The sequence below is a fragment of the Paenibacillus allorhizoplanae genome, from assembly GCF_927798215.1.
Taxonomy (GTDB): domain Bacteria; phylum Bacillota; class Bacilli; order Paenibacillales; family NBRC-103111; genus Paenibacillus_E; species Paenibacillus_E allorhizoplanae.
In genome coordinates this window covers 1-23378 of the sequence record NZ_CAKMMW010000036.1, presented here as the reverse complement: position 1 = coordinate 23378, position 23378 = coordinate 1, and the positions used below count along the sequence as shown (strand labels likewise).

At 47.4% G+C, this 23378-nt stretch carries 19 protein-coding genes and 4 tRNA genes; 6 read left to right on the top strand and 17 right to left on the bottom strand.

Annotation, left to right across the window (positions count from 1 at the left end):
* Positions 1 to 98: 98 nt before the first annotated feature.
* The 9 genes from L6I86_RS33085 to L6I86_RS33045 all read right to left on the bottom strand — a co-directional run bounded on the left by L6I86_RS33085 (position 99) and on the right by L6I86_RS33045 (position 11710).
* Entirely contained in the window at positions 99 to 920 is an 822-nt protein-coding gene (locus L6I86_RS33085) for an alpha/beta hydrolase family protein (RefSeq protein WP_236292977.1), read from the bottom strand.
* 53 nt (positions 921 to 973) lie between these two features.
* Positions 974 to 1396, bottom strand: a complete 423-nt coding sequence (locus tag L6I86_RS33080; RefSeq protein ID WP_236292975.1) for a MarR family winged helix-turn-helix transcriptional regulator — start codon at positions 1394 to 1396, stop codon at positions 974 to 976.
* Between the two features lie 137 nt (positions 1397 to 1533).
* The gene (locus L6I86_RS33075; RefSeq protein ID WP_236292973.1) at positions 1534 to 3267 is read right to left on the bottom strand and encodes a methyl-accepting chemotaxis protein; all 1734 of its coding nucleotides are present in this window, start codon (positions 3265 to 3267) and stop codon (positions 1534 to 1536) included.
* An 85-nt stretch (positions 3268 to 3352) separates the two neighbouring features.
* Entirely contained in the window at positions 3353 to 4384 is a 1032-nt protein-coding gene (mglC, locus tag L6I86_RS33070) for a galactose/methyl galactoside ABC transporter permease MglC (RefSeq protein WP_236292971.1), read from the bottom strand.
* An 18-nt stretch (positions 4385 to 4402) separates the two neighbouring features.
* Positions 4403 to 5920, bottom strand: a complete 1518-nt coding sequence (locus L6I86_RS33065) for a sugar ABC transporter ATP-binding protein (protein WP_236292970.1) — start codon at positions 5918 to 5920, stop codon at positions 4403 to 4405.
* Between the two features lie 149 nt (positions 5921 to 6069).
* Positions 6070 to 7146, bottom strand: coding sequence for a galactose ABC transporter substrate-binding protein (locus L6I86_RS33060; RefSeq protein ID WP_216855935.1), 1077 nt, complete (start codon positions 7144 to 7146; stop codon positions 6070 to 6072).
* Between the two features lie 117 nt (positions 7147 to 7263).
* The gene (locus tag L6I86_RS33055; RefSeq protein ID WP_236292969.1) at positions 7264 to 8232 is read right to left on the bottom strand and encodes a substrate-binding domain-containing protein; all 969 of its coding nucleotides are present in this window, start codon (positions 8230 to 8232) and stop codon (positions 7264 to 7266) included.
* Positions 8229 to 9983: a cache domain-containing sensor histidine kinase gene (locus tag L6I86_RS33050; RefSeq protein ID WP_236293016.1), complete on the bottom strand. Its 1755-nt coding sequence runs from the start codon at positions 9981 to 9983 to the stop codon at positions 8229 to 8231. The genes L6I86_RS33055 and L6I86_RS33050 overlap by 4 nt, the downstream gene beginning before the upstream one ends.
* 68 nt (positions 9984 to 10051) lie before the next feature.
* Positions 10052 to 11710: a response regulator gene (locus tag L6I86_RS33045; protein WP_236292968.1), complete on the bottom strand. Its 1659-nt coding sequence runs from the start codon at positions 11708 to 11710 to the stop codon at positions 10052 to 10054.
* Positions 11711 to 12091: 381 nt separating this feature from the next.
* On the opposite strand from L6I86_RS33045, the gene L6I86_RS33040 reads away from it, so the two are divergent.
* The 4 genes from L6I86_RS33040 to L6I86_RS33025 all read left to right on the top strand — a co-directional run bounded on the left by L6I86_RS33040 (position 12092) and on the right by L6I86_RS33025 (position 15984).
* On the top strand, positions 12092 to 13048 hold the full coding sequence (locus L6I86_RS33040; RefSeq protein ID WP_236292967.1) for an AAA family ATPase: 957 nt from the start codon (positions 12092 to 12094) through the stop codon (positions 13046 to 13048).
* Positions 13049 to 13055: 7 nt separating this feature from the next.
* Complete coding sequence (locus tag L6I86_RS33035; protein WP_236292966.1) at positions 13056 to 14189, top strand: DUF58 domain-containing protein; 1134 nt, start codon at positions 13056 to 13058, stop codon at positions 14187 to 14189.
* Positions 14170 to 15552 carry a DUF4129 domain-containing protein gene (locus tag L6I86_RS33030; RefSeq protein WP_236292965.1) on the top strand — a complete coding sequence of 461 codons (1383 nt, stop codon included), beginning with the start codon at positions 14170 to 14172 and terminating at the stop codon, positions 15550 to 15552. Before L6I86_RS33035 ends, L6I86_RS33030 begins: the two co-directional genes overlap by 20 nt.
* 261 nt (positions 15553 to 15813) lie before the next feature.
* Positions 15814 to 15984 carry a hypothetical protein gene (locus L6I86_RS33025; protein ID WP_155993910.1) on the top strand — a complete coding sequence of 57 codons (171 nt, stop codon included), beginning with the start codon at positions 15814 to 15816 and terminating at the stop codon, positions 15982 to 15984.
* Between the two features lie 167 nt (positions 15985 to 16151).
* On the opposite strand, the gene L6I86_RS33020 is transcribed toward L6I86_RS33025, so the two are convergent.
* Entirely contained in the window at positions 16152 to 16421 is a 270-nt protein-coding gene (locus tag L6I86_RS33020; protein WP_236292963.1) for a zinc ribbon domain-containing protein, read from the bottom strand.
* A gap of 216 nt (positions 16422 to 16637) precedes the next feature.
* Here L6I86_RS33020 and hprK point away from each other — a divergent pair, with 216 nt between their 5' ends.
* Positions 16638 to 17552, top strand: a complete 915-nt coding sequence (gene hprK, locus L6I86_RS33015) for an HPr(Ser) kinase/phosphatase (RefSeq protein WP_236292961.1) — start codon at positions 16638 to 16640, stop codon at positions 17550 to 17552.
* Between the two features lie 83 nt (positions 17553 to 17635).
* A complete protein-coding gene (locus tag L6I86_RS33010) occupies positions 17636 to 18532 on the top strand; it encodes a hypothetical protein (protein WP_236292959.1) in 897 nt (298 codons plus the stop codon).
* Positions 18533 to 18588: 56 nt separating this feature from the next.
* Here the strand turns inward: L6I86_RS33010 and L6I86_RS33005 are convergent, their stop codons facing one another.
* From L6I86_RS33005 to L6I86_RS32975, 7 genes are all read right to left on the bottom strand, one after another.
* On the bottom strand, positions 18589 to 20586 hold the full coding sequence (locus L6I86_RS33005) for a transglycosylase domain-containing protein (protein WP_236292957.1): 1998 nt from the start codon (positions 20584 to 20586) through the stop codon (positions 18589 to 18591).
* 121 nt (positions 20587 to 20707) lie between these two features.
* The gene (locus L6I86_RS33000; RefSeq protein ID WP_236292955.1) at positions 20708 to 21586 is read right to left on the bottom strand and encodes an aldo/keto reductase; all 879 of its coding nucleotides are present in this window, start codon (positions 21584 to 21586) and stop codon (positions 20708 to 20710) included.
* A 68-nt stretch (positions 21587 to 21654) separates the two neighbouring features.
* On the bottom strand, positions 21655 to 22854 hold the full coding sequence (locus tag L6I86_RS32995) for an MFS transporter (protein WP_236292953.1): 1200 nt from the start codon (positions 22852 to 22854) through the stop codon (positions 21655 to 21657).
* 130 nt (positions 22855 to 22984) lie between these two features.
* Positions 22985 to 23058, bottom strand: a tRNA-Pro gene (locus L6I86_RS32990).
* A gap of 18 nt (positions 23059 to 23076) precedes the next feature.
* Positions 23077 to 23153 (bottom strand) — tRNA-Arg (locus tag L6I86_RS32985).
* 11 nt (positions 23154 to 23164) lie between these two features.
* Positions 23165 to 23239 (bottom strand) — tRNA-Gly (locus L6I86_RS32980).
* 43 nt (positions 23240 to 23282) lie between these two features.
* A tRNA-Leu gene (locus L6I86_RS32975) sits at positions 23283 to 23362 on the bottom strand.
* Between the last annotated feature and the right edge of the window lie 16 nt (positions 23363 to 23378).

The following is a 23378-nucleotide window of genomic DNA, read 5'->3' as shown; positions in this document are numbered from 1 at the left end:
AAGGAAAGATGTGCTTGAGCCTTCTTATGCTCGTACAGAAATGATAAAGGGCTGTCCCTTGAAGTAGATACACTACATCAGGACAGCCCTTATTTGGTTTAGAATCTCTTTAACCATTCCATAATTGCATCTACCGCTTCCATATATCTCTGTCCTACGAGCACACCGGTATGTGTTGTGTTCCAAAGCCCTCTATATTCAGCACGGAGATGCTCCGCTGTGACCCTACCCCGGCGATCGTCGTCATCACAGTTTACAGCTTTGATAACCACACACGGACAAGAAATTAAACTGCTGTCAATGGATATCCCCTTTGCTTCGGGTGAGAATATAAAAGCGTTAAATGCCTTTGCTGACTCGGTTGCCAAATACTTTCTTTGAAATTCAATGTCATCCGCAGATTCATCTATGCTGGATTGCTCTTCACGTACTGGGGCAGGCACGATGATTTCAGATATCCTTCTGCCTAATTCCTTGTATGGTACGGCTTTATGAACCTCTCTGCTTATGACGGAATCGATCAACACCAACCCGGCGATCTCGACGGTTTCAGCCAACTTCTCGCTTAAGATCCCTCCCATGCTAAATCCGATAACTATCGGCGGAACACCACACTCAGCAATAGCCTCATTAATGTCCTCCAAGTAGTCCTCAAAAGTTATGATAGTCATATCTAGTTGCCTACTTTTATAGTGACTTCTCAAGTTCATGACATAGCATTTCCAACCTTCGTCGATAAAGTGTGGTATATACTTGCTCCACATCCAACTTCCTGTAAAGGCGCCATGTACAAAAAGCAAAGGAGGCTTTTGTTTAGTTGCTTTCGAGAGGCTTTCCCCCTGGAATATCTCTATAAATAAATCGTAATCCCCGATGTATTTCTCCGTATGAGCGGGCAATTCTTTCGTAAAATCTCTCATGACCAGTTCCTCCTCATTTAGTTTTACGTCAAACTATTTTTACACAAAAAAATTTATAGGTTACTATAAATTTTTTTTAAAATGTGAAGCAGTTCTTCTTTTTCTTCATCAGAGATGTTTAAGTAAAAGGCGTCTAACATCTCTTTCGATATCGATTCAAAGAGTGGTTTCAATTCACTACCCTTTTGGGTTAAAGCCACATAAACAACCCTCGTATCTTCTTTGTCCCTCTCCTTCATCACATATCCGAGCCGAACCAACTTATCGACTAGCGCTGTGACTGTGGATTTATCCTTACTAATTTTCTTCGATATGTCCGCCATAGTTAGCCTGGGATTCTTAAATAGCGCATAGAAGATATCACCATGCGATGTGCCAATCCCGCTAATACCATTTTTATCCATCTCTGCTACAATAAATCGATTTACTTTCTCTCTAATTTTGGAGATTAATGAAATTGCATCTCTAGTTTCCATAATCATATTATAGTTTGATGTCAAACTAATGTCAAATACCCTCGATACGCTATGTGTCGACTCTTGAGGCTGCTACGAGCTTCTCTTTATCCGAAATCAAGTCGATCAACATTCGGATATACGTTGCAGACACGCCCTCACACCCGAAACCGTCCAATCAATCCCTGCAGCTCCGCAGCCATGCTGCTCAGCACCGTCGCGGAAGAGACGATCTCCTCCATACTCGCATACTGCCCCTCGATATTGGCGGAGACGTTCTTCGCGCCCGCAGCGGTCTGCCCCGCCACCTCGTCGATGGCGCGAATCACGCCAACCGCAACGAGCGTCTTCTCGGAGATAGCCTCCGAGCATCCCGCCACTTCCTCGATCTGACGAGCCACCTCGTCCATCGCCGAACGAATGCGCCCAAACGTCGCTCCCGCTTCGCCGACGACATCAAGCCCCGTCTCCACCTCGCGGCTGCCCGCCTCGGTGGAACGCATAACGTCCCTCGTCTCCTCCTGGATACTCGTGACGAGAGCCGCCACTTCCTCCGCCGCTGCGCCGGTCTGCATGGACAGCTTGCGGACTTCCTCCGCAACCACAGCAAACCCTTTACCCGCGGCTCCTGCACGTGCCGCCTCAATCGAAGCATTAAGCGCCAGCATGTTCGTCTGCCGCGCAATACCAGCAATCATCGCATTCGCGTTGACGATTTTCTCGGAACGGCCGCTTAATCGATCGACCGAGATAGCGAGCTCCTTCATCTTGCCATAAATAGCCTGCATCTGCCTTACCGCAGTCTCAATCGCAGCTGTGCCTTCCCCCGCCTCCTGCTGCGCAAACAAAGACTGCTTATTCGCCGTCTGCGTGACACTAGCAATCTGCGTAACTGCCGCTGACATTTCCTCCATGATGGCCACACCTTGGTGGACACTGCCTACCTGTGCATTCGTACCCTGCGAAATGATTTGAATCGTTCCCGTGATCCGCTCCGATAACTCACTAACTTGATTGGAATTCGCACTTAGCTCTTCCGAAGCTGCAGCAACCTGCTCGCTACTTCTGCCCACTTGGCGAATCAAGTCCTGCAGATTGCCTTTCATCTGATTGAAGGCTGTCGCCAAATCCTGCAGCTCATCGCGGCTTTTCACGCCAATATCGCCCCCGGATAAATCGCAATTCGCGATTCGCTCTGCCGTTCTCACCATGGAGCGCACTGGCACCACAATAGAACGCGAGACCAAGAAACCAATAACTAGTGCAAATACTAACGCCGCTCCGCTCACCCAAATCAATGTCTTAATCATTGCAGAGACGGTCTGATGATTTTGAGCAGAAGCATCTGCCTGAATGACAGCTTCGAGCTCTTCAATTTTAGCCGCCGCTTGCGTCAATGTTTCCGTTGTTGGAATCGCCCATTGCATAGCTTCCGCTTTTGCCAAGGAGGTGTCGCCTTTTTCACCGTAAGCAACCACCTTTTGAACCAACCTGGCGAATGTTTGATTCGCCTCCAGCATAGACCCAACAGCGGATTGTTCCTCCTCGTTGCCGTCCGTATCTTGCATTTTCGTAATGATCGAGGAAAGCTTCCCATTCATATCTGTTAAAAGCTTCTCCCTGTCCTTCGTTGGATCCAGCACATAACCAAACAAAAAGCTCGTTTGCATCTGTGTTTTTTCTTTGATTTCTGCAACATCCTGGAGTAATCTAACATTCGTATCGAGCAGCTCCGTGTAGGAGTTGTCCACTTTTTTGATATATATGTAAGATAATCCGCTCGTGATCCCCACCAGTAAGGAAACGAGTACAAAGGCCCCCACTAGCTTCGTTTGCAAAGAGATAAATAAAAGTCGCTTTTTCCAGTCAGGCCTGTTGTGATTTGTTTGCATTGTCTTACTCCCCCCGCCAATTCGTAAACGCTTACATGAATCGCGATTATAAAAGGCTGCCGAGAATATCGACAGCCTCCATTACTTACTTCGAATTCATATATTTGCGCATATCAAACGCTACTGCAGCAACGATGATCACACCTTTGATAATTAACTGCCAGTATGGGCTGATACCGATAAACGTCAAACCGTAGTTGATAACGCTGAAAATCAATACCCCTGCAAGCACACCTGGTACCGTACCGATACCACCTGAAGTTGATACACCGCCGACAACGCAAGCCGCGATCGCATCAAGCTCGTACATGTTACCATAGTTGTTCGTTGCTCCACCGGTTCTTGCTGCTTCCAATACCCCTGCAAGTCCGTAAAGTGCACCTGCAATAGAATAAATATAGATCAAGTAACGATTTACGTTAATCCCAGAAACGACAGCGGCGTGAATGTTGCCACCAATCGCGTACATATATTTACCTAGCTTTGTTTTATTAAATACGATCCAAACAATAACCGAGACGATTATCGCGAAAATAACGATATAAGGAATCGAGTATGTTGAGCTTGATCCAATGGCTCCAGTTCCCAGACTACTGAAATCAGGACGAAGACCACCGATTGGTTGTGATTGATTTGGCTTCATATCGAAGTACAAGGAGTTCGCACCATAAACAGCTACCATCGTTCCTAATGTCGCAATGAATGGCGGGACTCGGAACTTAGCAACGACAATCCCATTAATTAACCCAACGATTAAACCCGCTACAACAGCAATTAGAATCGGAATAAACATAGGCAATTGAGGTAAGTCTGGGAAAAATCTTCTGCCATACTCCTCTGTTTGGAGCATAGAAGCGGAGATAACCGCCGATAAACCAACGATTCGCCCTGCGGATAAATCCGTTCCGCCTGTGATAAGAATGAACGCTGCACCCAACGCGATAATGACACGTGTGGAAGACTGCAATAAGATATCACGTAGGATACTTACGGATAAAAAGCGTGGATCATAAATCGCGATCCCAATAACTAGAACAACTAGTACGATGTAAATAGCGTATTTGGTAATGAACCCGCTAAGGTCTCTGGATTTCAATGTTTCTGTTTTTGTAGTCATGGTTCTAGGCCCCCTCCATTATGCCATATGCTGTGCAGCAAGGCGCATAATCTCTTCTTCTGTTGCTTTATTTCCTTCTACAATGCCCGTAAGACGTCCCTCACACATAACCATAATTCGGTCTGACATCCCAAGAAGCTCGGGCATTTCAGAAGAGATCATGATAATACTTTTCCCCTGCTTCGCAAGGTCAGCAATGATGGAGTAAATCTCAAATTTCGCTCCTACATCAATTCCCCGAGTTGGTTCATCGAGAAGAAGTACCTCAGGTTCCGTTAGTAGCCATCTGGCCAACAAAACCTTTTGTTGATTACCACCGGACAAGTTCTTAATCAGCGCATGCATATTCGGCGTTTTCACGCGTAGCATTTCGATACTTTGTTTAACTTCTTCTTTACGTTTTGCTTCTTGAATGAAACCAAATGGATTCATGTATCGTCCCAAATTGGCAATGACCGTATTTTCCAAAACCGATAATACAGGGAAAATACCTGTTACGCGGCGCTCTTCCGTCAGCAAAGCAATCTTCTGCTTGATCGCATCCATCGGCGATTTCAGCTTCACAGGCTTCCCATGAATGGAGATGCTTCCTGAAGCAATACCTCTCATCCCGAACAGGGATTCAATCAGCTCTGTCCGTTGTGCCCCTACAAGGCCGCCGACACCTAGAATCTCACCCTTTTTCAGCTCAAAAGACACATTCTTGAACGATTTAGGAACGACCGAAGTCAGGTCCTCTACCTTCATCAATACGCCTTCTGGCACATTACTGCGCTCAGGGAAACGCTCTTTCAAATCACGTCCAACCATCTTGGAGATGATCATATCTGTGGTAAGCTCGGAAGATGCCCATGTACCAATTTTGGTACCATCACGCATAATCGTTACTTCGTCCGAAATTTCCAAAATCTCTTCCATTTTATGTGAAATATAGATGATCGAAACACCGCGGCTCTTCAGATCGCGAATGATGCGAAACAACTGCTCAACTTCGTTACCCGTAAGCGATGAAGTCGGCTCATCCATAACAATGACTTTCGAATTGAAAGAAACAGCCTTGGCAATTTCAATGGATTGCACTTTGGATACCGATAAGGTACCGACCAGTGTATCCGGCTTAATGTCCATTTGGAGTTGTTTGAATAAACTCTCTGTATCTGTACGCATTTTCTTGTGATCCACTAATTTCAAAGGTCCAATACCTTTTAGCGGGAATCTACCTAACCAAATGTTCTCCATCACATTGCGATGTGGAACGGGGTGAAGCTCTTGATGAATCATGGAAATACCGTTCGCTAATGCATCTTTGGAGTTCGTAATTGAAGCGACTTCTCCATTCAGCTTAATTTCTCCACCATCGGGCTTATAAATGCCGAATAAGCATTTCATGAGCGTCGATTTCCCCGCGCCGTTCTCTCCCATTAGCGCATGTACGCTTCCTGGACGAACTTTGAGGGTGACATTATCCAGCGCTTTGACGCCGGGGAACTCTTTGGAGATTTGATTCATTTCCAATAAATAGTCATGTACAGTCATGGTAACTCCCCCTACAGCTCACGATAATCCCCACAAAGTGAAGCCTTTATTCGAAGCTTATTTCTCTTTATCTTTGCACGGGTTTCCAAAAAAGGAAGGCAAAAGCGCGATTGTTGCTCTTTTATCGCCTCTCTTGCCCATTCTCACAATTACTTCGCTTCGTTCATGTTAGCTTTTGTGATTTTTTTGTAGGAAATCCAAACATATTTACCGTCAGTGATATCATAGCCAGTTGTTTCTTTGCTTGGTACTAAACCATTAGCAAGAGCTGTTGCTACACTTGTTGTTGCAGCACCTTGGTTCTTCGCATCGTTTAGAACTGTACCTAGAAGCGTTCCATCGCTTAGAGCTTGTAGAGCTGGAGCTGTTGCATCTACACCAACTACTGGAAGGAATTTATTGTCTTTGAAATAGCCTTTTGCTTTCAAAGCTTCGATTGCACCAAGCGCCATGTCATCGTTGTTCGCAAGAACAGCTTCGATTTTGCTTTCGCTGGAAGCTAGGAATGCTGCCATTTTCTCTTGACCTTTAACGCGATCCCACATAGCTGTATCTTCTGCTACTTTTTCTACACCCATACCGGAATCCGTGATGGCTTGGATAGAGAATTTCGTACGAAGCTCAGCATCTTGGTGTCCTGGCTCGCCTTTAAGCATGACGTATTGGATTTTACCGTCTTTGTTTTTGTCAGCTTCTGGGTGAGCTTTGAAGTAGTCAACCAATAGTTGGCCTTCCATTGTTCCGGATTGCTCAGCTTTAGCGCCTACGTAGTAAACTTTATCCCATTTCTTCATGTCCGTATCAAGTGGCTCACGGTTCAAGAAAACAACTGGAATGTTCGCTGTTTTTGCTTTATCGATGATAACGCCAGCTGCTGTACGGTCAACTGCGTTGATCGCAAGTGCATTTACTTTTTTCGTGATGAAAAGGTCAACTTTATCGTTTTGTGTTGGTTGGGAGTTTTGGCTGTCTACGATATCAACAGTCGCTTTATCTTTCGCCGCATCGGAGATCGCTGCACGAACACCAGACATGAACGTATCGTCAAATTTATAGATCGCTACACCGATTGTTGGTTTTTTACCAGCTGCTGGAGCTGTAGTTGCTGCTGCACCTGTGGAAGCTGCTGGGGCTGTGCTTGCTGCTGGTGTTTCTGTTTTATTTCCACAACCTGCAACGGTTGCAACCAAAGCGCCTGCTACGGCAAGTGTAAGTAATTTTTTCAAGATAAGACCCTCCCTAAAAGGTATATTGTTTGTTTACATTCCTTACTATAATGGTTCAAAAGCCATAAACAAATGCAATATCCTCATGTCTTCTATCGAAATTCTCATCAGTTTCTGTCACTTAATAAATGGGAATAGCAACTTTTGATTGTCTGACCAGAACATATTGTTCAAATCAATGGCCTTAATCCCTGTTGCCACGCGCTTTGGCACCGTTTTTCCTTTAACGGCATCTACCGCACTTTTCACGCCTAAGTAACCGATGCTAAACGGATTTTGAATAATTGTTGCTTGAATGACCCCCTCTTGGAGCAGCTCTAGCTCCTCAGAGGTACTGTCAAACGTGATGATTTTCACCTTTTCATTCAAATTCCGACTCTGTACCGCACTGGCAACGCCAATGGAGGAGATTTCATTCAGTGCCACAATCCCATCCAGCTCTGGATGTTTGTCGATGACTTCATGCGTGAGTTGAGCCGAAAGCTCCCGATCCGTTAAGCTGTATACCGTATCGATCACCTGAACTTCGGGGAACTTCGATATTTCGTCTAATAGCCCTTTTTCCCGCAGTTCCGTGTTTCGCTCCCCTTTCCTAAAGCTCATAATGGCAATTTGCCCACTCGTTCCGATCAGCTTAATCAGTTGTCGGCCTGCCAATTGACCTGCTTCATAGTTATCCGCGCCAATAAAACTACGCACATTCTTCGTCTCTACTTCAGAATCAACCGTAATTACGGGAATATGCGCTTCACCCGCTTCATCCACGATAGGAGAAAGCTCCTTATAGTCATTCGCCGCTAAGACTATCGCATCCGGAAGGCTTGAAATGGACTGCTCCATCAAGGCAATCTGCCCCTTTACATCAGCCTCATCACCTGGTGCACGGAAGTCCAACGTCACATCAAACTCCTTAGCCGCGACCTCTGCGCCCAATTTTACCGTCTTCCAATAGTCGCCTTCTTGACTTCGAAGAATAACCTCCAGGTGCTTCTTCTGCTCAGTAGGCAAGGTTTCCACACTTTCGGTGCAAGAAGAAATCGAGAGAAGAGCGACGAGAACTGCAATCAATAGTGGTTTCCATCTCATCCTTCACTCCCCCCTTCTTCCTCTAGTATGGCTGGAATCGTAATTCGGACGGTTGTTCCTTCCTCCAGCTCACTACTTACGTGAACCCCATAGTCTATACCAAAATAAAGCTGAATCCGCTCATGCACATTTCGCAGTCCGACACCTGAGCCCTTTTCACTTTTCACCTGACCGGTCATAATACTCTTCAGCGTTTCCTCTGACATCCCGACACCATTATCTCGAATCTCAAAGAGAATCTTCCCGTTATCCATCGTGGCAATGAGCTCAATCAACCCCTCATCCACCATATACTCGATCCCGTGATAGAGCGCATTTTCCACAAAAGGCTGCAGAATCAACTTGAGCGTTTTGTAGGGAAGCACCTCTTCCGAGACGTGGATCTCATACTCAAACTTGTCCTTATAACGCATCTTCTGGATAATCAAATAGTTACGAATATGCTCGATCTCTTCTCCGATCGTAATAATGTTTTTGCCTTTGCTGAGTGATATCCGGAAAAACTTCGACAGCGATGTAATCGTCGTCACAACCTCTTCCGTCCTCCCATTGCCAACCATTCGAACGACCGAATTGAGTGTATTGTATAAAAAGTGCGGATTAATCTGCGATTGGAGAACCTCCAATTCGTTCTTCCGCTTAATCTCCTGCTCAGCGATACTTTGATCCATCAGCTCGCGAACCCTCGAAACCATCAGATTGAAGCGCCGCGAAAGCTGTTCGACCTCATCAGCTCCACGCACATGAATATACGTGTCGAAATGTCCTTTCTCCACCATCTCCATTGACTTCTTCAGTCGTTTAATCGGCTGGGAAATACGTGCTGACATGAACGAGGAAATCAACAAAATGAAGAACAGTACGATCACTAACAACCATATCATGAACGTCGAAATTTCCTTGCGCGTCGTCACAATTTCATCGAGATAGGAGACCCCGATAATTTTCCATCCGATGTTATTGACCGTCCGCACAACGTTTAACCGCGACTCCCCTTCGCTAACATCCATATATCGGCCATACGAAAATTTGAGTGCTTGCTCCACATTCTCATATTTGAGACCAATATAAATAAGCTGCTGCTGCGGATGATACACAATACTGCCTGCCGAATCGTCAATGATATAGACATAGCCCTTCTTACCGAGTGAAACCGTACGAAACACATCGTCCAATGTCTTGAAATTAATGTCCACTAAAATAACCGCATCCACCATCTTCCCATTCTGCTCGATCGTAACCCCTTTACTCATGGAAACCACCCACTTGTAGGGATCTTTGAATAGGTTCTGGATATGCGGTAAGGAAAACGTTAGATGGTTCGGGTTATCGAGGGCAGACCGAAACCACGGCTGCTCAAGCAGCCGTGTATTTTTGCGCATCTCTGTCGTTGGCACACCGGTGACCAACCCGCCATCCGCGGTAAATAGATGAATAGATACAATATCCTCACGCGTACTGGCGATCGTGTCCAGCTGTTCGAGCAGCTTGTCCGACGGGATGCCGCGGCTTTTGGCGATTTTGGCATCTACAACTTCGAACGTATCTGACATCCCCTTGATGTACTGCTCCAGGTTGAATTGCACCTGCTCAATCACATGGGCCGTACTCAGAAAGGCACTCTCCTCTGCTGTTTTAGCAAACTTATTATAGAGCACCAAGGAGACAACAAGCATGACGGTTACGGTAATAAGAATGAATGACATCGTTATGGTAAACTGAATACTTTTTACCCGCATCGTATCCAGCATGACGTTATATAAAGCTTTCAGCAGCGTACTCACTCTGCGTCTCAAAGCAACTCTCCCCCTTCTAGTTCCTATGGCCCCTTGACGCTGTTATTGCGATACTCCTTTGGGGAAACGCCCACATTTTTGCGAAAGGAGAAGCTGAAATAATTAGCATCCGCATAGCCCACCTTTTCAGCGATTTCTAGCGCCTTCATATCCGTAGAACGCAAAAGCTCTTTCGCTGCTTCCATCCGAATGTGGTTCAAATAGTTCACGAAGGTCATTTTGGTTTCTTTTTTGAAAATGGAACTGAAATAACCCGCACTGATATGCAGATGTCCGCACACCTTATTGATATTGATATCGCCTTCATGATAGTGGCTCTTCGTATAATCCTTTGCTAGATCCACAAGGTTTTTATACGTATATTGACGATCCGTTGCAATGTGACTCATCATGCTCGCACAGAGCTCGGCCAACCAATGCTTCGCTTCCTCCAAGGAAGTGAATTTATTAATCTCCGTGAAAGGGATGAAACTCTCGCCAAATACCTCGTCAACATTCAGGTTCGAGTCCTTGGCTGCTTTCAGAATACAAGTAAGAATTTCAAGCAAATAGATCTGATAATCTTTCACCGACACCCCGGCCTCGATGCCCTGAAAAAGTTCATCAATCGTCTCTCGGATCTCTTGTGACGTGCCTACCTTAATACAGCGGGTCAACGCGTGTTCCTTCACATCGTCAAATCGAATCTTATCCATGCTGCGTTTTTCCACATCATCAATGTAAATCATGCGATTGCTGCCCAGAATAAGCCTGTAGTCGAGGGAAAGTACAGCATCTTCATACGAATAGCTGATCTTCGTGACGTCCTTCATCACACTGCCCACCCCAACAGTAAGGGTGAACTTCAAATATTTTTCCACACTCTGCCGAATTTCCTCCAGCACCTTCATCGTTTCCTGCAGCGCCGCTTCCTTGTCCTTATTCTCGCTCGCTGCTAACAAGACAACCTGATCATTATGCATGAAAACGAGTCCGAGGCCGCGCTTGCCCGCAATTTCTTCGGTAATATTTAAGAGGGCGAAATATTTCAACGCCTGATCCTCCGAGTATTTCAAAGATATCGACTTCGACAGTTCCTCCCGATTCTCCAGGTCTTCTTCCGAAATAAAGACCCCATCGATGCTCAGAACGGCAACCACATAGCTATTGCCGCTAAGCGCAATCCCATAGTTCGCTGCCTTCTCAAATACCTCGTCCCGCGGGAGCTTCCGATTCATTAATGTCGCTAAGAAATTCTCCTTCAGCACCGGCATACTCTTGCGGTAATGCTCCTTAAGCAGCTGCACATCCTCCCGATGCGCAACCTCTTCTTGGATGTGTCCTTTTACCTTCAAAAGGGCATTCACCAGCTCCTGTGCGGAAAATGGTTTCAGCACATATTCATCAATATGCAGCTTAATCGCCCGTTGGGCATACTCAAATTCATCATGCCCTGTCAGGATGATGAGCTTAATCGTGGGAAAGCGCTCTCTAATTGCTTCAGCAAGCTGCAAACCATTCATAAAAGGCATCTGAATATCCGTCACAACCACATCCGGCTGCAGACGCTCAACCATTTCCAGCGCTTCTTTCCCGTTCTCCGCCTTGTCGACAACTTCAAAGCCAATGGCTTCCCAATTTATTTCACGGACGACACCTTCGCGTACATCCTCTTCGTCATCCACTAACAGCAGCTTGTACATGCCTGACCTCCCAGGACTCCCCAATTTAGCAACATTGCTCATCGTATACTCATTATCACCACCATTGTACTCACTGCCCATCGAATATACAAATAGAATTGATATTTGTCCGAGGAAACATTGGTAAAAATCCCCTGCGAGGTGTTAAAATAAGCGTGGAGCATATGTAAATCTTGACACCCTTTGCTAGGGATTCGGACACCGAAAAGGAACCTGCATGCCGCGTTCCCTTTCGACTCTAAAGAACAGCACAATCCGTGAAATAGCGGAATGTCGTTCCTCTTTAACTCACCTTGTCGCCATCACTTTATCTCATTAACACCCTTACTGTTCTGCTGTCCCATTTCATTCGGATCATTCATTATTTAGGAGGTTAATCATTTGAATATCGCACCAATTGAACGCATCGCTTCCCGTATCAAAGAAAACGTTGGTCACGTTATTATAGGCAAAAACGATACCATCGAACTCCTGGTCATCGCACTGATCGCTTCCGGTCACGTGCTGCTCGAAGATGTGCCCGGCACAGGTAAAACCCAGCTGGCCAAAGCACTAGCTCGTTCACTCGATGGCTCCATGAAACGCATCCAGTTCACACCCGACTTGCTGCCGTCTGATGTAAGCGGCATCAATTTCTTCAACCAGAAGCTGGGCGAGTTCGAATTCCGCCCAGGCCCACTCTTCGCTCACATCGTGCTCGCTGATGAGATTAACCGCGCTACACCGCGCACACAGTCCAGCTTGCTGGAAAGCATGGAGGAGCGTCAGGTCAGCATCGACGGGGAAACGCGCAAGCTGGAAGCGCCGTTCCTCGTCATTGCCACGCAGAACCCTGTCGAGAATCAGGGGACCTTTCCCCTTCCGGAAGCGCAGCTCGACCGCTTCCTGATGAAGCTGTCCCTCGGTTATCCAACGGCAGCCGAGCAGGTCTTGATCTTGCAGCGCTACCAGCAGCAAGATCCGCTGGATCAGCTGCTGCCAGTCGTGAGCCGCGCGGAGCTGCTCGAAGCGCAGCTGCTGTTCACGCAGGTGCGCGTCAGCGACGAGCTGCTGCACTACATCGTGCAGCTCGCGGAAGCGACGCGCACGCATGCGGACTCCGCGCTCGGCGTCAGCCCGCGCGGTGTGCGCGCCTTGATGAAGGCGGCGCAGGTCTACGCGGCGCTGCGTGGCCGCGATTACGTGCTGCCGGACGACGTCAAGGCGCTGGTCGCGCCCGTCTGGGCACATCGCGTTCTGCTGCGCACGCGCTCACGTCAACAGGATCAGCAGGTGCATGCGCTGCTGACGAACATACTTGCCGCTACCCCCGTTCCTACGGAAGTGAAGATGGGGTAACGGACGGATGAGCATAAGCTGGATTGTCATTATCGCTGCCGCTCTCTTCTTACTCCAGTTTCAGTTTTTCGCCCGCTGGGGGTTTCGCGGACTTCGCATTGAACGAACCTTTAATACGACACATTGCCATGTCGGCGATGATATTCTCATGATTGAAACCATCGTGAATCGTAAGCTTGCGCCGATTCCCTGGCTGCGCTTAGAGTCAACGATTCATGCCGGACTCCACTTCACACAAATGAATAATCTGGAAGTGAGCAGCGGCTCCCTTTTTCAAAATCATCGCAGTCTATTCAGCCTCATGCCCTATACCCGCATCGTGCGGCGCCATGGTGTGCATGCAGCCAAACGCGGTTGGTACAAGCTGGAAACCATCGCTGCAACGATGGGGGATTTCGTCGGTTTACAAGCAGCCTCTACTACGCACCGCATACATGTAGAGCTTCTAGTTTACCCGCGCCTGGTGAATCGCGATGACATTCCGCTCCTGTCTAGTCGTTGGCAAGGCGATGTAACAGTCCAGCGGTGGATCATGCCTGATCCATTTCTCGTTTCCGGTGCAAGAGAGTACCGCTATGGCGATACGATGAATAGCATTCATTGGAAAGCAACGGCTCGCAGCCAGCGACTTCAGGTTTACAACCGTGAATTCACGGCAGATCCTCGATTACTTATCGTCGTTAACAGTCAAGTCACCGAAACGATGTGGGATGCAGTAACCGACCCTGAACTTGTCGAAAAAGCCCTCTCCTACGCGGCAACATTAGCCGAACATGCCGTTAGCCGAGGTGTTCCTGTCGGTTTTGGCTACAACGGTTGGCTGCTGAATGAACCGGGGACACCTGTATACTGTGCGCCTGAAGGCGGCTGGGGGCAATTGGAACATCTTTTTCAAACGATGGCGAAGCTCGCGATCTCTTGTGCTCGTTCCTGTGAAGATTTTCTCGATTATGGCATCGAGGTGGAAGGTGAGGCGCTGGATATCATCCTGCTGACTGCCTTCGTTTCTGAGGGGATGGCTCGCAGCATCGAACGCCTTGAAGCCTCTGGCCATTCCGTCTTCCTTGTCCCCTTGCAGCATAATCTTCTTGATCTCAGCGATAAGGAGGCGGCTCCATCCGATGCTCAAGCCCTTGCTTAATCGAACGAATTCTCCGCCGTCTCGTTTATCCTTCTTTTTACGGGGATGCGGTCTTGCACTCTTATTCGGCTTCGTCGAATTGGTTATCTTTGCTCCACTAGTTACGTTATCTCAAGTTTATGTATTTGATAGCGCGCTTGGTTTGACATGTATCCAATTACTGCTCAGTTTCGTGATCGGCGCCTACTTTGGACAGTTGAAATGGCTCTCTCGCAAAGGGTACGAGTTCCTTGTCTGTGTTGCTGCAGGTTACGGATTATCCTATGTATGTCAAATGGAACCCTTGCACGTTGCTTTATGTGCGGCAATTGGTGCACTACTCGTCTATCGGGGGATTCGGTATACCAAAGATGGAGGGCTCTCCCTTTATCCACCTGGGGTTTTCGTAATCTCTGGTGTGATGTACTTCATTGGTGTTCCCATTATGACCCGAGTGGAGCTTATGCATCCATACAAAATAGCCTTAAACGCGCTCGGATTCGCTACTCTGATCCTCTTCTTCTTTATAACGAATCGCACGCAGCTTCTTGTCGCTACCTTAGCAGGGAATGATCGCGCTGCCGCATCGTCGCTGTCTCAAACCGTGAAACGTTCCAGTCGTATATGGTTAATCGGCTTTATTGCGGTTATCGCTGCCGTCGGTTACTTTCAGCAAGTCAAGCAAGCCCTTATGCGCCTTCTGCATGGCATGCTAGCTTGGTTGCTGGGATTGATGTCATCCGAAGAACCACCTGCTGTTCCTGAAGCCAGCCCTTCAGCACCGCCTCCGATGGAACTTCCGCCATCAGCACCGCACGAACCAGGTTGGTTTGGGATTCTCATGCAATATCTTGTGCAAATTGTCGGCTATGTTTTGGTCATTGCACTCATTCTCGGCTGCCTCTATCTAATCTTGATGAAGCTTGCACCTGCGCTTCTCGCCTTCATTCATCGCTTTTGGAAGCGATCGCTGCGTCGTGAGCAAGGTGAAGCAACTGACGGTTATACCGATGAGAAAGAAGCCCTTCTCGACTGGAGAGAGCTTCCTAACTTGTGGTGGCGCAAAGCAAGCTCGAAACTGTGGTCTACATCCAATCGCGAGCCGTCTTGGTCACAGCTACCGAACAATCAGGAGCGGATCCGCTATCTGTACCGTGTGTTGATTGGGCAGGCGAGCAGGAGCGGTTACACCTTCAAACGCGCATTAACCCCCAACGAAACAGGCCGGGAGCTCAGACATCAAACACAGCTTGCAGAAGCTTCGGTTCACGCGCTTACCACGGCTTATAATCGGGTGCGATACGGGCGAGAAGCGGTTTCAGACGAGGAGCTTTCTCAGGTGCTCCAAACCCTTGATCCGAGCATTCGGAATCAGCTGAAGTGAATGTTTTTGTTTTATACAAGGTATCCTTCGTGTCTCCTACGAGGGTACCTTTTTGTGTTGTTCACTCTTTTGTCCCCTCCGAAGTCTCCTCCGACTCTTAGACAAGCCTACCCTAAATTTGAAGCTTTTATTTCCAAATGGCACAAAGATCAAGCTTCTTCCTAGGCTTGCTTACTAGCATTATGAAAATAACCGTCACATATTTTCAAAAATTTGCATATACATAATTGTTTGAATACATTCGATTGAGGTGGTTTTGAGATGTTAGCATTAAAAACCGGATCAGAAAAAGAAGAAGTGCTTCACACGCTTTACGAAATGGGCTTGGATCAAATCGCGAGATGGATCCTCGTATTACCTGAAGACAGGTGGGAAAGCATGTTTCTCTCAACATGGCCAACACTTGCCAAAAAATGCGGCTTTCACAGATAGCTGCTTTTACATACAGAGAGGTGGTTAGGTAGGAGATTAATTATAAAACGCTCTACACCATCAAGGTGCAGAGCGTTATTTTTTTCTTAGTCGATGGCACGGGCAACTTTTGGAAGACACGCTTTACATTTGCCCTCCAGCACAATGCCTAAAGTACATTATTCGGTTTACTTATGAGATGACCACCTTTGAAGTTTAGGGATATTTCTCGTAAATAGCCCCGTTAGAAATCTCGGAAAGCCAAACTCCACTAATTTTCCTTTAACTAGTTCTCTCATCTCTTCAACTGTTAGATCAGGCATCGTAAACGCCCCATGCTGATAGCAATGACTACAGTACATTGTGCTCTTACTACCCGATTTCTCTGTACCGCCGCCTTGCTCATCACGAGCGAGAGGCATCCCGCAGCTCTGGCAGTTCTTATAGGCAACACCCATCTTGTCCAATCCCCCTCATGCTTTCCTATCATCATATCAACTTAACATCCAAAAGCAACAAAAAAAGCTTGCAATCGACAAGAAATGCTTTCATATCCCGTGTTCAAGCGCTTTCAATAAAGGATTGTGGCTAGGTAAAAGAGAATTTAGTAAAGACAGATAGTCTTTACCCTAGGTTTACTTGACTACCGCTCAACTCGAAGGAGGATCTCCCGTTTGAAGTCCGTCACTGTGAAAGATTTAGTTGAACGCTTTTCGCTCGAAATTCTCGCTGGCCATTCCGAGCTCCACCGTCCTATAACCAAAACAAAGGCACACCGCCCTGGTCTAGAATTTGTCGGCTATTTTGAATATTTCCCACAAGCGCATGTGCAGCTATTAGGTCGTAAAGAAATAACCTACCTGCATAAGCTTAGCGAAAATGAAAGAAATTTGCACATCGGTAATATTGTCAAATACCACCCGCCTTGTTTCGTCGTGACGAGAAACCAAGAAGGCTTGAAATACTTAAAGAAATACTGCGAAGAAGAGAAAATCCCCCTTCTCCGCACGAGCGCCCCTACGAGCAAATTCCAGGACTTGGTTGATTTATTTTTGAGCAAATCATTGGCTCAGGAGATCGCCGTCCACGGTGTCTGCGTCAATGTTTCAGGGATCGGCATCCTGCTGCGCGGCAAATCCGGTGTTGGCAAGAGCGAAACAGCCCACACGCTGATCCGCAGAGGGCATCGCCTAGTCGCTGATGATATCGTCGTGCTCAAGAAAATTAGCCCAGAAACGCTGCTCGGCACGCACAATGGCAAAACGAAGGAATTCCTCGCGCTGCGCAGCGTAGGACTCATCAATGTCTCACGGCTTTATGGCCGTAAAGCTTTTCAAGATGAAACACGCATTGTGCTCGATATCGAGCTGACCAAGTGGCAGGAACACGCTCTAAACAATGATTTAGAGTTAGAGCCCACTTTCACCGACTATATGGACATTTCTATTCCCCATATTGAGATCCAACTCCAACCCGGACGCGATGTAGCTGGTCTTATCGAAGCTGCTGCCAATAGCTGGTATCTGCGTCAACAAGGCTACAGTGCAGCAGAAGAATTCATGCAACGCTTGCAATCTTACACAGATTAGCCCCATGTCTTCATTTTGTAGTTTTACGTATACCGTCCTAAAACCTCCCTTCGGCTCGAAAGCTTTAGCGGAGGTGTTTTAGGATGCACAAAAGAAAGAGAATAACGATTATTGCTATTGTCATAGCTACCCTGATGCTCTGTGGTTGGACAGCGTATGCTACAACTTCATCCAGCGAGACAACGTCTACATCCATCCAGGGTAAGCTTACGGTCCTGACGGCAGATTCGATTACTTTACATACAGGTACTGGTGATCAAACTGTTCCTTTGGCTTCATCCGTCTGGGTGTTCATGAATGACGAGAAAGCTCAGTTAAGCGATTTACACTCTGGGGATGAGATCGAGGTCATTCTGAATAACAAGAAACAAGCCGCTTATGTGAAGGGATCTTCAGAAACCACAAGCACTTCTGAACCAACACAGCCTGTCTCTCCCGTTCCGAGTGAATCACCTGCACCCGTTCCAGTATCTGGCCCTACTACAGTAGCTCCCAGCTCATCTGTAAGTCCAAGCTCTTCTTCTACGAAGGTGGACAATAAGCCAGAAGCTTCCCCACCAGGTATACGATCTGACCTGAAGGATGTGGACGTAAGTGTAGATGGGCAGCATTTCAACTTTCATTTAAAACAATCCAAGGGAGCACATGGTTCTCAGTATGATCTGAGCATCCAGTCTCCGCATGCCGGCAGAATTCATCTCACTGGATCGCAAGCTCAAGCTTGGATATCCAAACTTCTGGGTTCTATTGACTTATCTGCACCCAATGCGCGAGAGATCTTGAGCCAGCAGCTCGCCAAACAATATAATTTAGAAGCTGGCAAATTGAATGTTCATTTGAACGTACATGCCGATGACAACGAAGAAGACAAAGAAGATATCAAGAGCGATGACAAGAAAGATGATAAGAAAGATGATAAGAAACCTCAAAAAGACAAAAACAATGATAAAAAGTCCGGTAACAACAATAAACAAGACTAACTAGAAATGTAAGAAAGCCCTCGTCCTCCTTAACCGGATTTCGAGGGCTTTCTTACTTATTTCTTCTTCTCTTTACCATGTCCATGCCCCTGTTCAGCTTGCTTTTGCTGTCCCTTGTCCTTCTTAGCTGCTGATTCATTCGAGGTGGAGCTATCCTTCTGAGGTCCCTCAATACTCATTGGAATATCAAAAGGTACAACGGGTGTTTGAGCTAACGCACGACTGAGCATCTCACGAAACAGTACGGCAGGGACTGCCCCACCCGAGGTTGTTAAATAATGCGTCGCATCCGTTCGATCATAACCAACCCATACCGCTGCCGTCAGTTCCGGCGTATAGCCAACGAACCACGCATCTTTAGCACTTCCGCTGCCTATTCCCTCGAATTCCTTCGTTCCCGGCAGCTGAGTTGTTCCCGATTTACCCGCCACGGGACGATTCATAGCCGCATTCTTCCCCGTCCCCTGCGCTACTGCCGTCTGCAGCATCGCCGTCATCGTGTTGGCCGTTTCAGCGCCCATTACCGACTGCCCCTTAGCTTTCGCTTGAACAAGCAGGTGTCCGTCATTTGTCTCTATCTTGGCGATTAGATGTGCAGGGTTTAAGACGCCCTTCGCTGCAAAAGCACTAAAAGCCTGCGCCATCTGCAGCGGAGATACTCCCTCAGAAAGCCCGCCAAGTGCGATACCTAGCTGCCTGTCTTCTGCCGGTAGACTTATCCCCAAAGACTTCGCAAACTTCAAGCCATTGTCGATGCCGATCTCGTGTAAAAGCCATACTGCAGGAACATTCCAAGATGAAGTAATGGCCTCTTGCATCGATACTTGTCCTCTTGACTGGTGATCCCAATCTTGAGGCTGGTAGCCTTCGATATTCAACGGTCCATCAAACAGCATGGTTGACGGCTTGTAACCTAACTCCAGAGCAGGGCCATACACAGCCACTGGCTTAAAAGCCGATCCCGGCTGTCTCCTCAACTGGGTGGCATGACTGAAGCCTCGAAATACGCCTTCCCCGCGTCCACCGGCTAGCGCTCTAACACCACCTGTTTTCTGGTCGACTATAGCAGCACCACTCTGAATGAGCTGATCTGGCTTGCTTTCAGGGAACAGACTGTTATTGTTAACCACATCAATTACTGCTTTCTGTACCGTAGGATCTAGCTCTGTCGTAATACGCAAACCGCCAGTTAGTAATTGTTCCTCCGTAAAACCGTAGAGAGTTACAGCCTCATCAATCACAGCATCTACATACGCCCGATTTCTCCCTTTTGCCTCATCCATATTGACTGTCTTCACGGCTCCAAGCGCTGAAGCATTGGCTTTCTCGTAATCCTGCTGTGTTATTTTACCTTCTTTCAGCATCAATTTGAGAACCGTATTCCTTCTTTCCAACGCTTGCTCTTCATTTTGAAAAGGGGAATAATGACTAGGTGCCTTCGGCAATGCCGCTAACACCGCAGCTTCTGGCAAGGTGAGGTCTTTCACATTTTTATTAAAATATGTTTTCGCAGCCCCCTGTACCCCCCAACTGCCCTCACCGAAATAAATCTTGTTCAGATACATTTCCAGAATGTCATTCTTACTGTAGCTCGTCTCTATTTTGATGGCATACGCCGCTTCCCGCAATTTACGACCTACCGTTTTATCCGCTGTTAAGAAAAGATTCCGAGCTAATTGCTGCGTAATGGTACTGGCACCTTCCGAATAGCTTCCTTTGAGCACATCTCGGCCAACAGCACGGAAGATGGACTTCATGTCTACCCCCTTATGCTCGTAGAAACGTCTATCCTCCACCGCGACAATGGCATCAACCAACACCTGTGGGATGTCCTTAAAAGGCACAGCATCGATCTTTGACGCCGACAACTGAGAAGCGACTTGACCATTCTTATCAAGCACGACGGATGCCTCGGGTAGCGGCTGTTTCAACAGTGACACATCCAGTCCTTTTATGTAAAAAGTGCTCATTAACGCCACGCTCACACTCATGACTAAGACTATGCCAACACTAACTTGCCAAAACCTACGAGGTACTGCCTTCATTTTAAACATATACCATGCCTCCTAACGTACCTTATAGCTATTCGTATGACGGCTCCATTAAGTGTCGTATACGTGCAGGAAGTCACAAAAAAGCCTTCAACCCACAATGATGGGGTGAAGGCTTATCATATTAAGCAATCGACGTCGGCGCTCCAAAAACACTCGTATATCCACTAATCCCACTCAAAATACGTTCCATGTCTTCCTTGCTCATCGTACCATAGCGCTCAACGGCATCTACGATTTTGGGAAATAAATGCACATCCCCCGCACTCGCAAAACCGCATACGCTTGGGAACGACAGCACGAAGTGCACACAGGCATCGATAATCTCCTGCTGATCAAAAGGCTCATACCACGTCGCATACGGTCGCTCCGCTCCTTCAATCCAAGGTGCCTTCGCAATGGCTTTGATCACCCGAATCGCCGTCTGTTGCTTGTTTGCTTCTTCCATCAGTGCATCTACAGCCTCACGATAGTCCGGTAAGCCATACATGTAGTAGTTCAGCGGGAAGAGTATGGTGGCAAAAGGAAATCTCCTTAGCGCTTCCAGATGAACCGCAGGTGCCTGATGCCCGTGACCTGTGATCCCGATTTCCTTCACAATGCCCTCGCTTTGCGCTTCTAATGCCGCTTCCAGCGATCCGCCCTTGGCCGTGCAGCGGTCCAATTCTTCCATCGATCCCACCGCATGCAGTTGTAACAGGTCGACGGAATCTACCTTCATTCGCTCCAAGGAGCGATAGATTTCTTCCTTTGCTTCCTTTTTCGTTCTTTGTCCTGTTTTGGTAGCTAAAAAGATATCATTCCGCACCCGGCTTATCGTCGGGCCCATCCGCAACTCTGCGTCTCCATAGCTCGCCGCTGTATCAAAATGATCCACGCCATGTGCCAGCGCGAAAGCGATAGAGGCATCTGCCTCTTCCTGTGTGACCTGTCCAAGACTAGCTGCACCAAACATCAACACAGAGGTTTCCCTTTTCAAACGGCCTACTGTTCTCTTCAACATCCTTAGATTTGCTCCTTCTGTAATTGAGTATGTATATCTTTATTTACAAATCTAATTGCATTAAAACCTCAGTCCGCAGATATCTGTTTCATTTGCTTCCTCACATTGAGATGTAACACCCCCGCTGCTAGCAGTAACGCACATCCTGTTAATAAAAATACAGAATGAATCCCTACTAGACCGCCAAGGAATCCGCCTATCAAAGGACCGATCATCATCCCTAATTGATTGGATGTTTGGTTAAGACTCATCGCTCTCCCTCGGAAGTCAGCATCGGAAGCTTTCACAATAAGCGCGCTCAGTGCCGGATAGACCGCAGCGAAAAATAACCCATAACTGAAACGAAGTACACCAAAAGCAATCAAATTATGCGCAACCAACTGCAGCAGGTTCCCAATACCGCCACCAATTAAGCCAATGAGCAGTGTTTTATCATAGCCGATTCGCTGCCCGATAATGCCCCATCTTGATCCCATGATGACGGTCGCTACCCCTGCAGCAGAGAAAATAATACCCGAGCTCAGTGATGCACCCTTGGCGCTTCCACCGATTTGCACGACATATATCGTTAAAAGCGGTTCTAAAATCATCACCGAAGTTGCCACTAATACGGTTAATCCAAAAATGGATAATAACTGCTTATTGGCAGTCGCTTGCTTAATATCCTGAAGAACACTCGGGCGTGCCCCCGCTTTCTTGTGATGCACTTCCTTCACGCCGACTACGGCGATCACCGCAGAAATAAGCACAACAAATCCAGATGCCAAGAAACATTCTCTTGTCCCTACCCAGTGGCTAAGCATGCCACCGAACAATGGGCCTAGGATGCTCCCAGCCGCCGTCGCCGTTGACATGACACTTAAGGCATAACCAACATGCTTCTCTGGTGTGTTCGTACTGACTAGCGCCATCGATGCGGGGATATAGCCCGCCATAAGTCCCTGCAGAACACGAACAACAATAAACGTATACGGATCATTCACGAAATAATTAAGAAAATAGACGGCGCTTAAGCTTAGTCCTGAGCGAAGCAGCATCGGTTTCCTGCCATATTTGTCAGCTAGGGAACCCCAAAAAGGTGCAATCACTGCACTTGCGAGAAAGCTCACAGAGAACGTGATCCCCGACCATGCCTCCAAACCGCTATGTATACCCAAGTCTTCTTGTAAAAATATAGGGATAAACGGGATCGAAAGTGTATACGCCATCGCGCAAAAGAATGCTCCAATCCATAAAATAAATAGATTCCGTCTCCAGCGTAATTCCATCTAGTAGCCCTCCTCCCTGTCTACTATACACCAACACTAACTTGAATCCCAGTTATTAGTAGACACTAATGCACAAAAAAAGCATAGACATCATCAGCATGAAGCTGACAGTCTATGCTTACTTTCTTGATCGGGACGACACGATTTGAACATGCGACCCCCTGCTCCCAAAGCAGGTGCTCTACCAAGCTGAGCTACGTCCCGATACGATTGTGATAAAAATGGCGCGCCCTGAGAGATTCGAACTCCCGACCTTTTGATTCGTAGTCAAATACTCTATCCAGCTGAGCTAAGGGCGCTTAAGAAAAAATGGAGCGGAAGACGGGGATCGAACCCGCGACCCTCGCCTTGGCAAGGCGATGCTCTACCGCTGAGCCACTTCCGCATAGGGATCCCCAAGCCGTAAAATACGACTTGGGGATGTTTGATGCGCGTAGAGGGACTTGAACCCCCACGGTCGCCCGCTAGATCCTAAGTCTAGTGCGTCTGCCAATTCCGCCATACGCGCATGCTGGTAAATCTGA

Coding starts and splice junctions, on each gene's coding strand:
- L6I86_RS33085 (WP_236292977.1), bottom strand. CDS start 920: ATGAGAGATTTTACGAAAGAATTGCCCGCTCATACGGAGAAATACATC.
- L6I86_RS33080 (WP_236292975.1), bottom strand. CDS start 1,396: ATGGAAACTAGAGATGCAATTTCATTAATCTCCAAAATTAGAGAGAAA.
- L6I86_RS33075 (WP_236292973.1), bottom strand. CDS start 3,267: ATGCAAACAAATCACAACAGGCCTGACTGGAAAAAGCGACTTTTATTT.
- mglC (WP_236292971.1), bottom strand. CDS start 4,384: ATGACTACAAAAACAGAAACATTGAAATCCAGAGACCTTAGCGGGTTC.
- L6I86_RS33065 (WP_236292970.1), bottom strand. CDS start 5,920: ATGACTGTACATGACTATTTATTGGAAATGAATCAAATCTCCAAAGAG.
- L6I86_RS33055 (WP_236292969.1), bottom strand. CDS start 8,232: ATGAGATGGAAACCACTATTGATTGCAGTTCTCGTCGCTCTTCTCTCG.
- L6I86_RS33050 (WP_236293016.1), bottom strand. CDS start 9,983: ATGCTGGATACGATGCGGGTAAAAAGTATTCAGTTTACCATAACGATG.
- L6I86_RS33045 (WP_236292968.1), bottom strand. CDS start 11,710: ATGTACAAGCTGCTGTTAGTGGATGACGAAGAGGATGTACGCGAAGGT.
- L6I86_RS33035 (WP_236292966.1), top strand. CDS start 13,056: ATGAGCATAAGCTGGATTGTCATTATCGCTGCCGCTCTCTTCTTACTC.
- L6I86_RS33030 (WP_236292965.1), top strand. CDS start 14,170: ATGCTCAAGCCCTTGCTTAATCGAACGAATTCTCCGCCGTCTCGTTTA.
- L6I86_RS33025 (WP_155993910.1), top strand. CDS start 15,814: ATGTTAGCATTAAAAACCGGATCAGAAAAAGAAGAAGTGCTTCACACG.
- L6I86_RS33020 (WP_236292963.1), bottom strand. CDS start 16,421: ATGGGTGTTGCCTATAAGAACTGCCAGAGCTGCGGGATGCCTCTCGCT.
- L6I86_RS33010 (WP_236292959.1), top strand. CDS start 17,636: ATGCACAAAAGAAAGAGAATAACGATTATTGCTATTGTCATAGCTACC.
- L6I86_RS33005 (WP_236292957.1), bottom strand. CDS start 20,586: ATGTTTAAAATGAAGGCAGTACCTCGTAGGTTTTGGCAAGTTAGTGTT.
- L6I86_RS33000 (WP_236292955.1), bottom strand. CDS start 21,586: ATGTTGAAGAGAACAGTAGGCCGTTTGAAAAGGGAAACCTCTGTGTTG.
- L6I86_RS32995 (WP_236292953.1), bottom strand. CDS start 22,854: ATGGAATTACGCTGGAGACGGAATCTATTTATTTTATGGATTGGAGCA.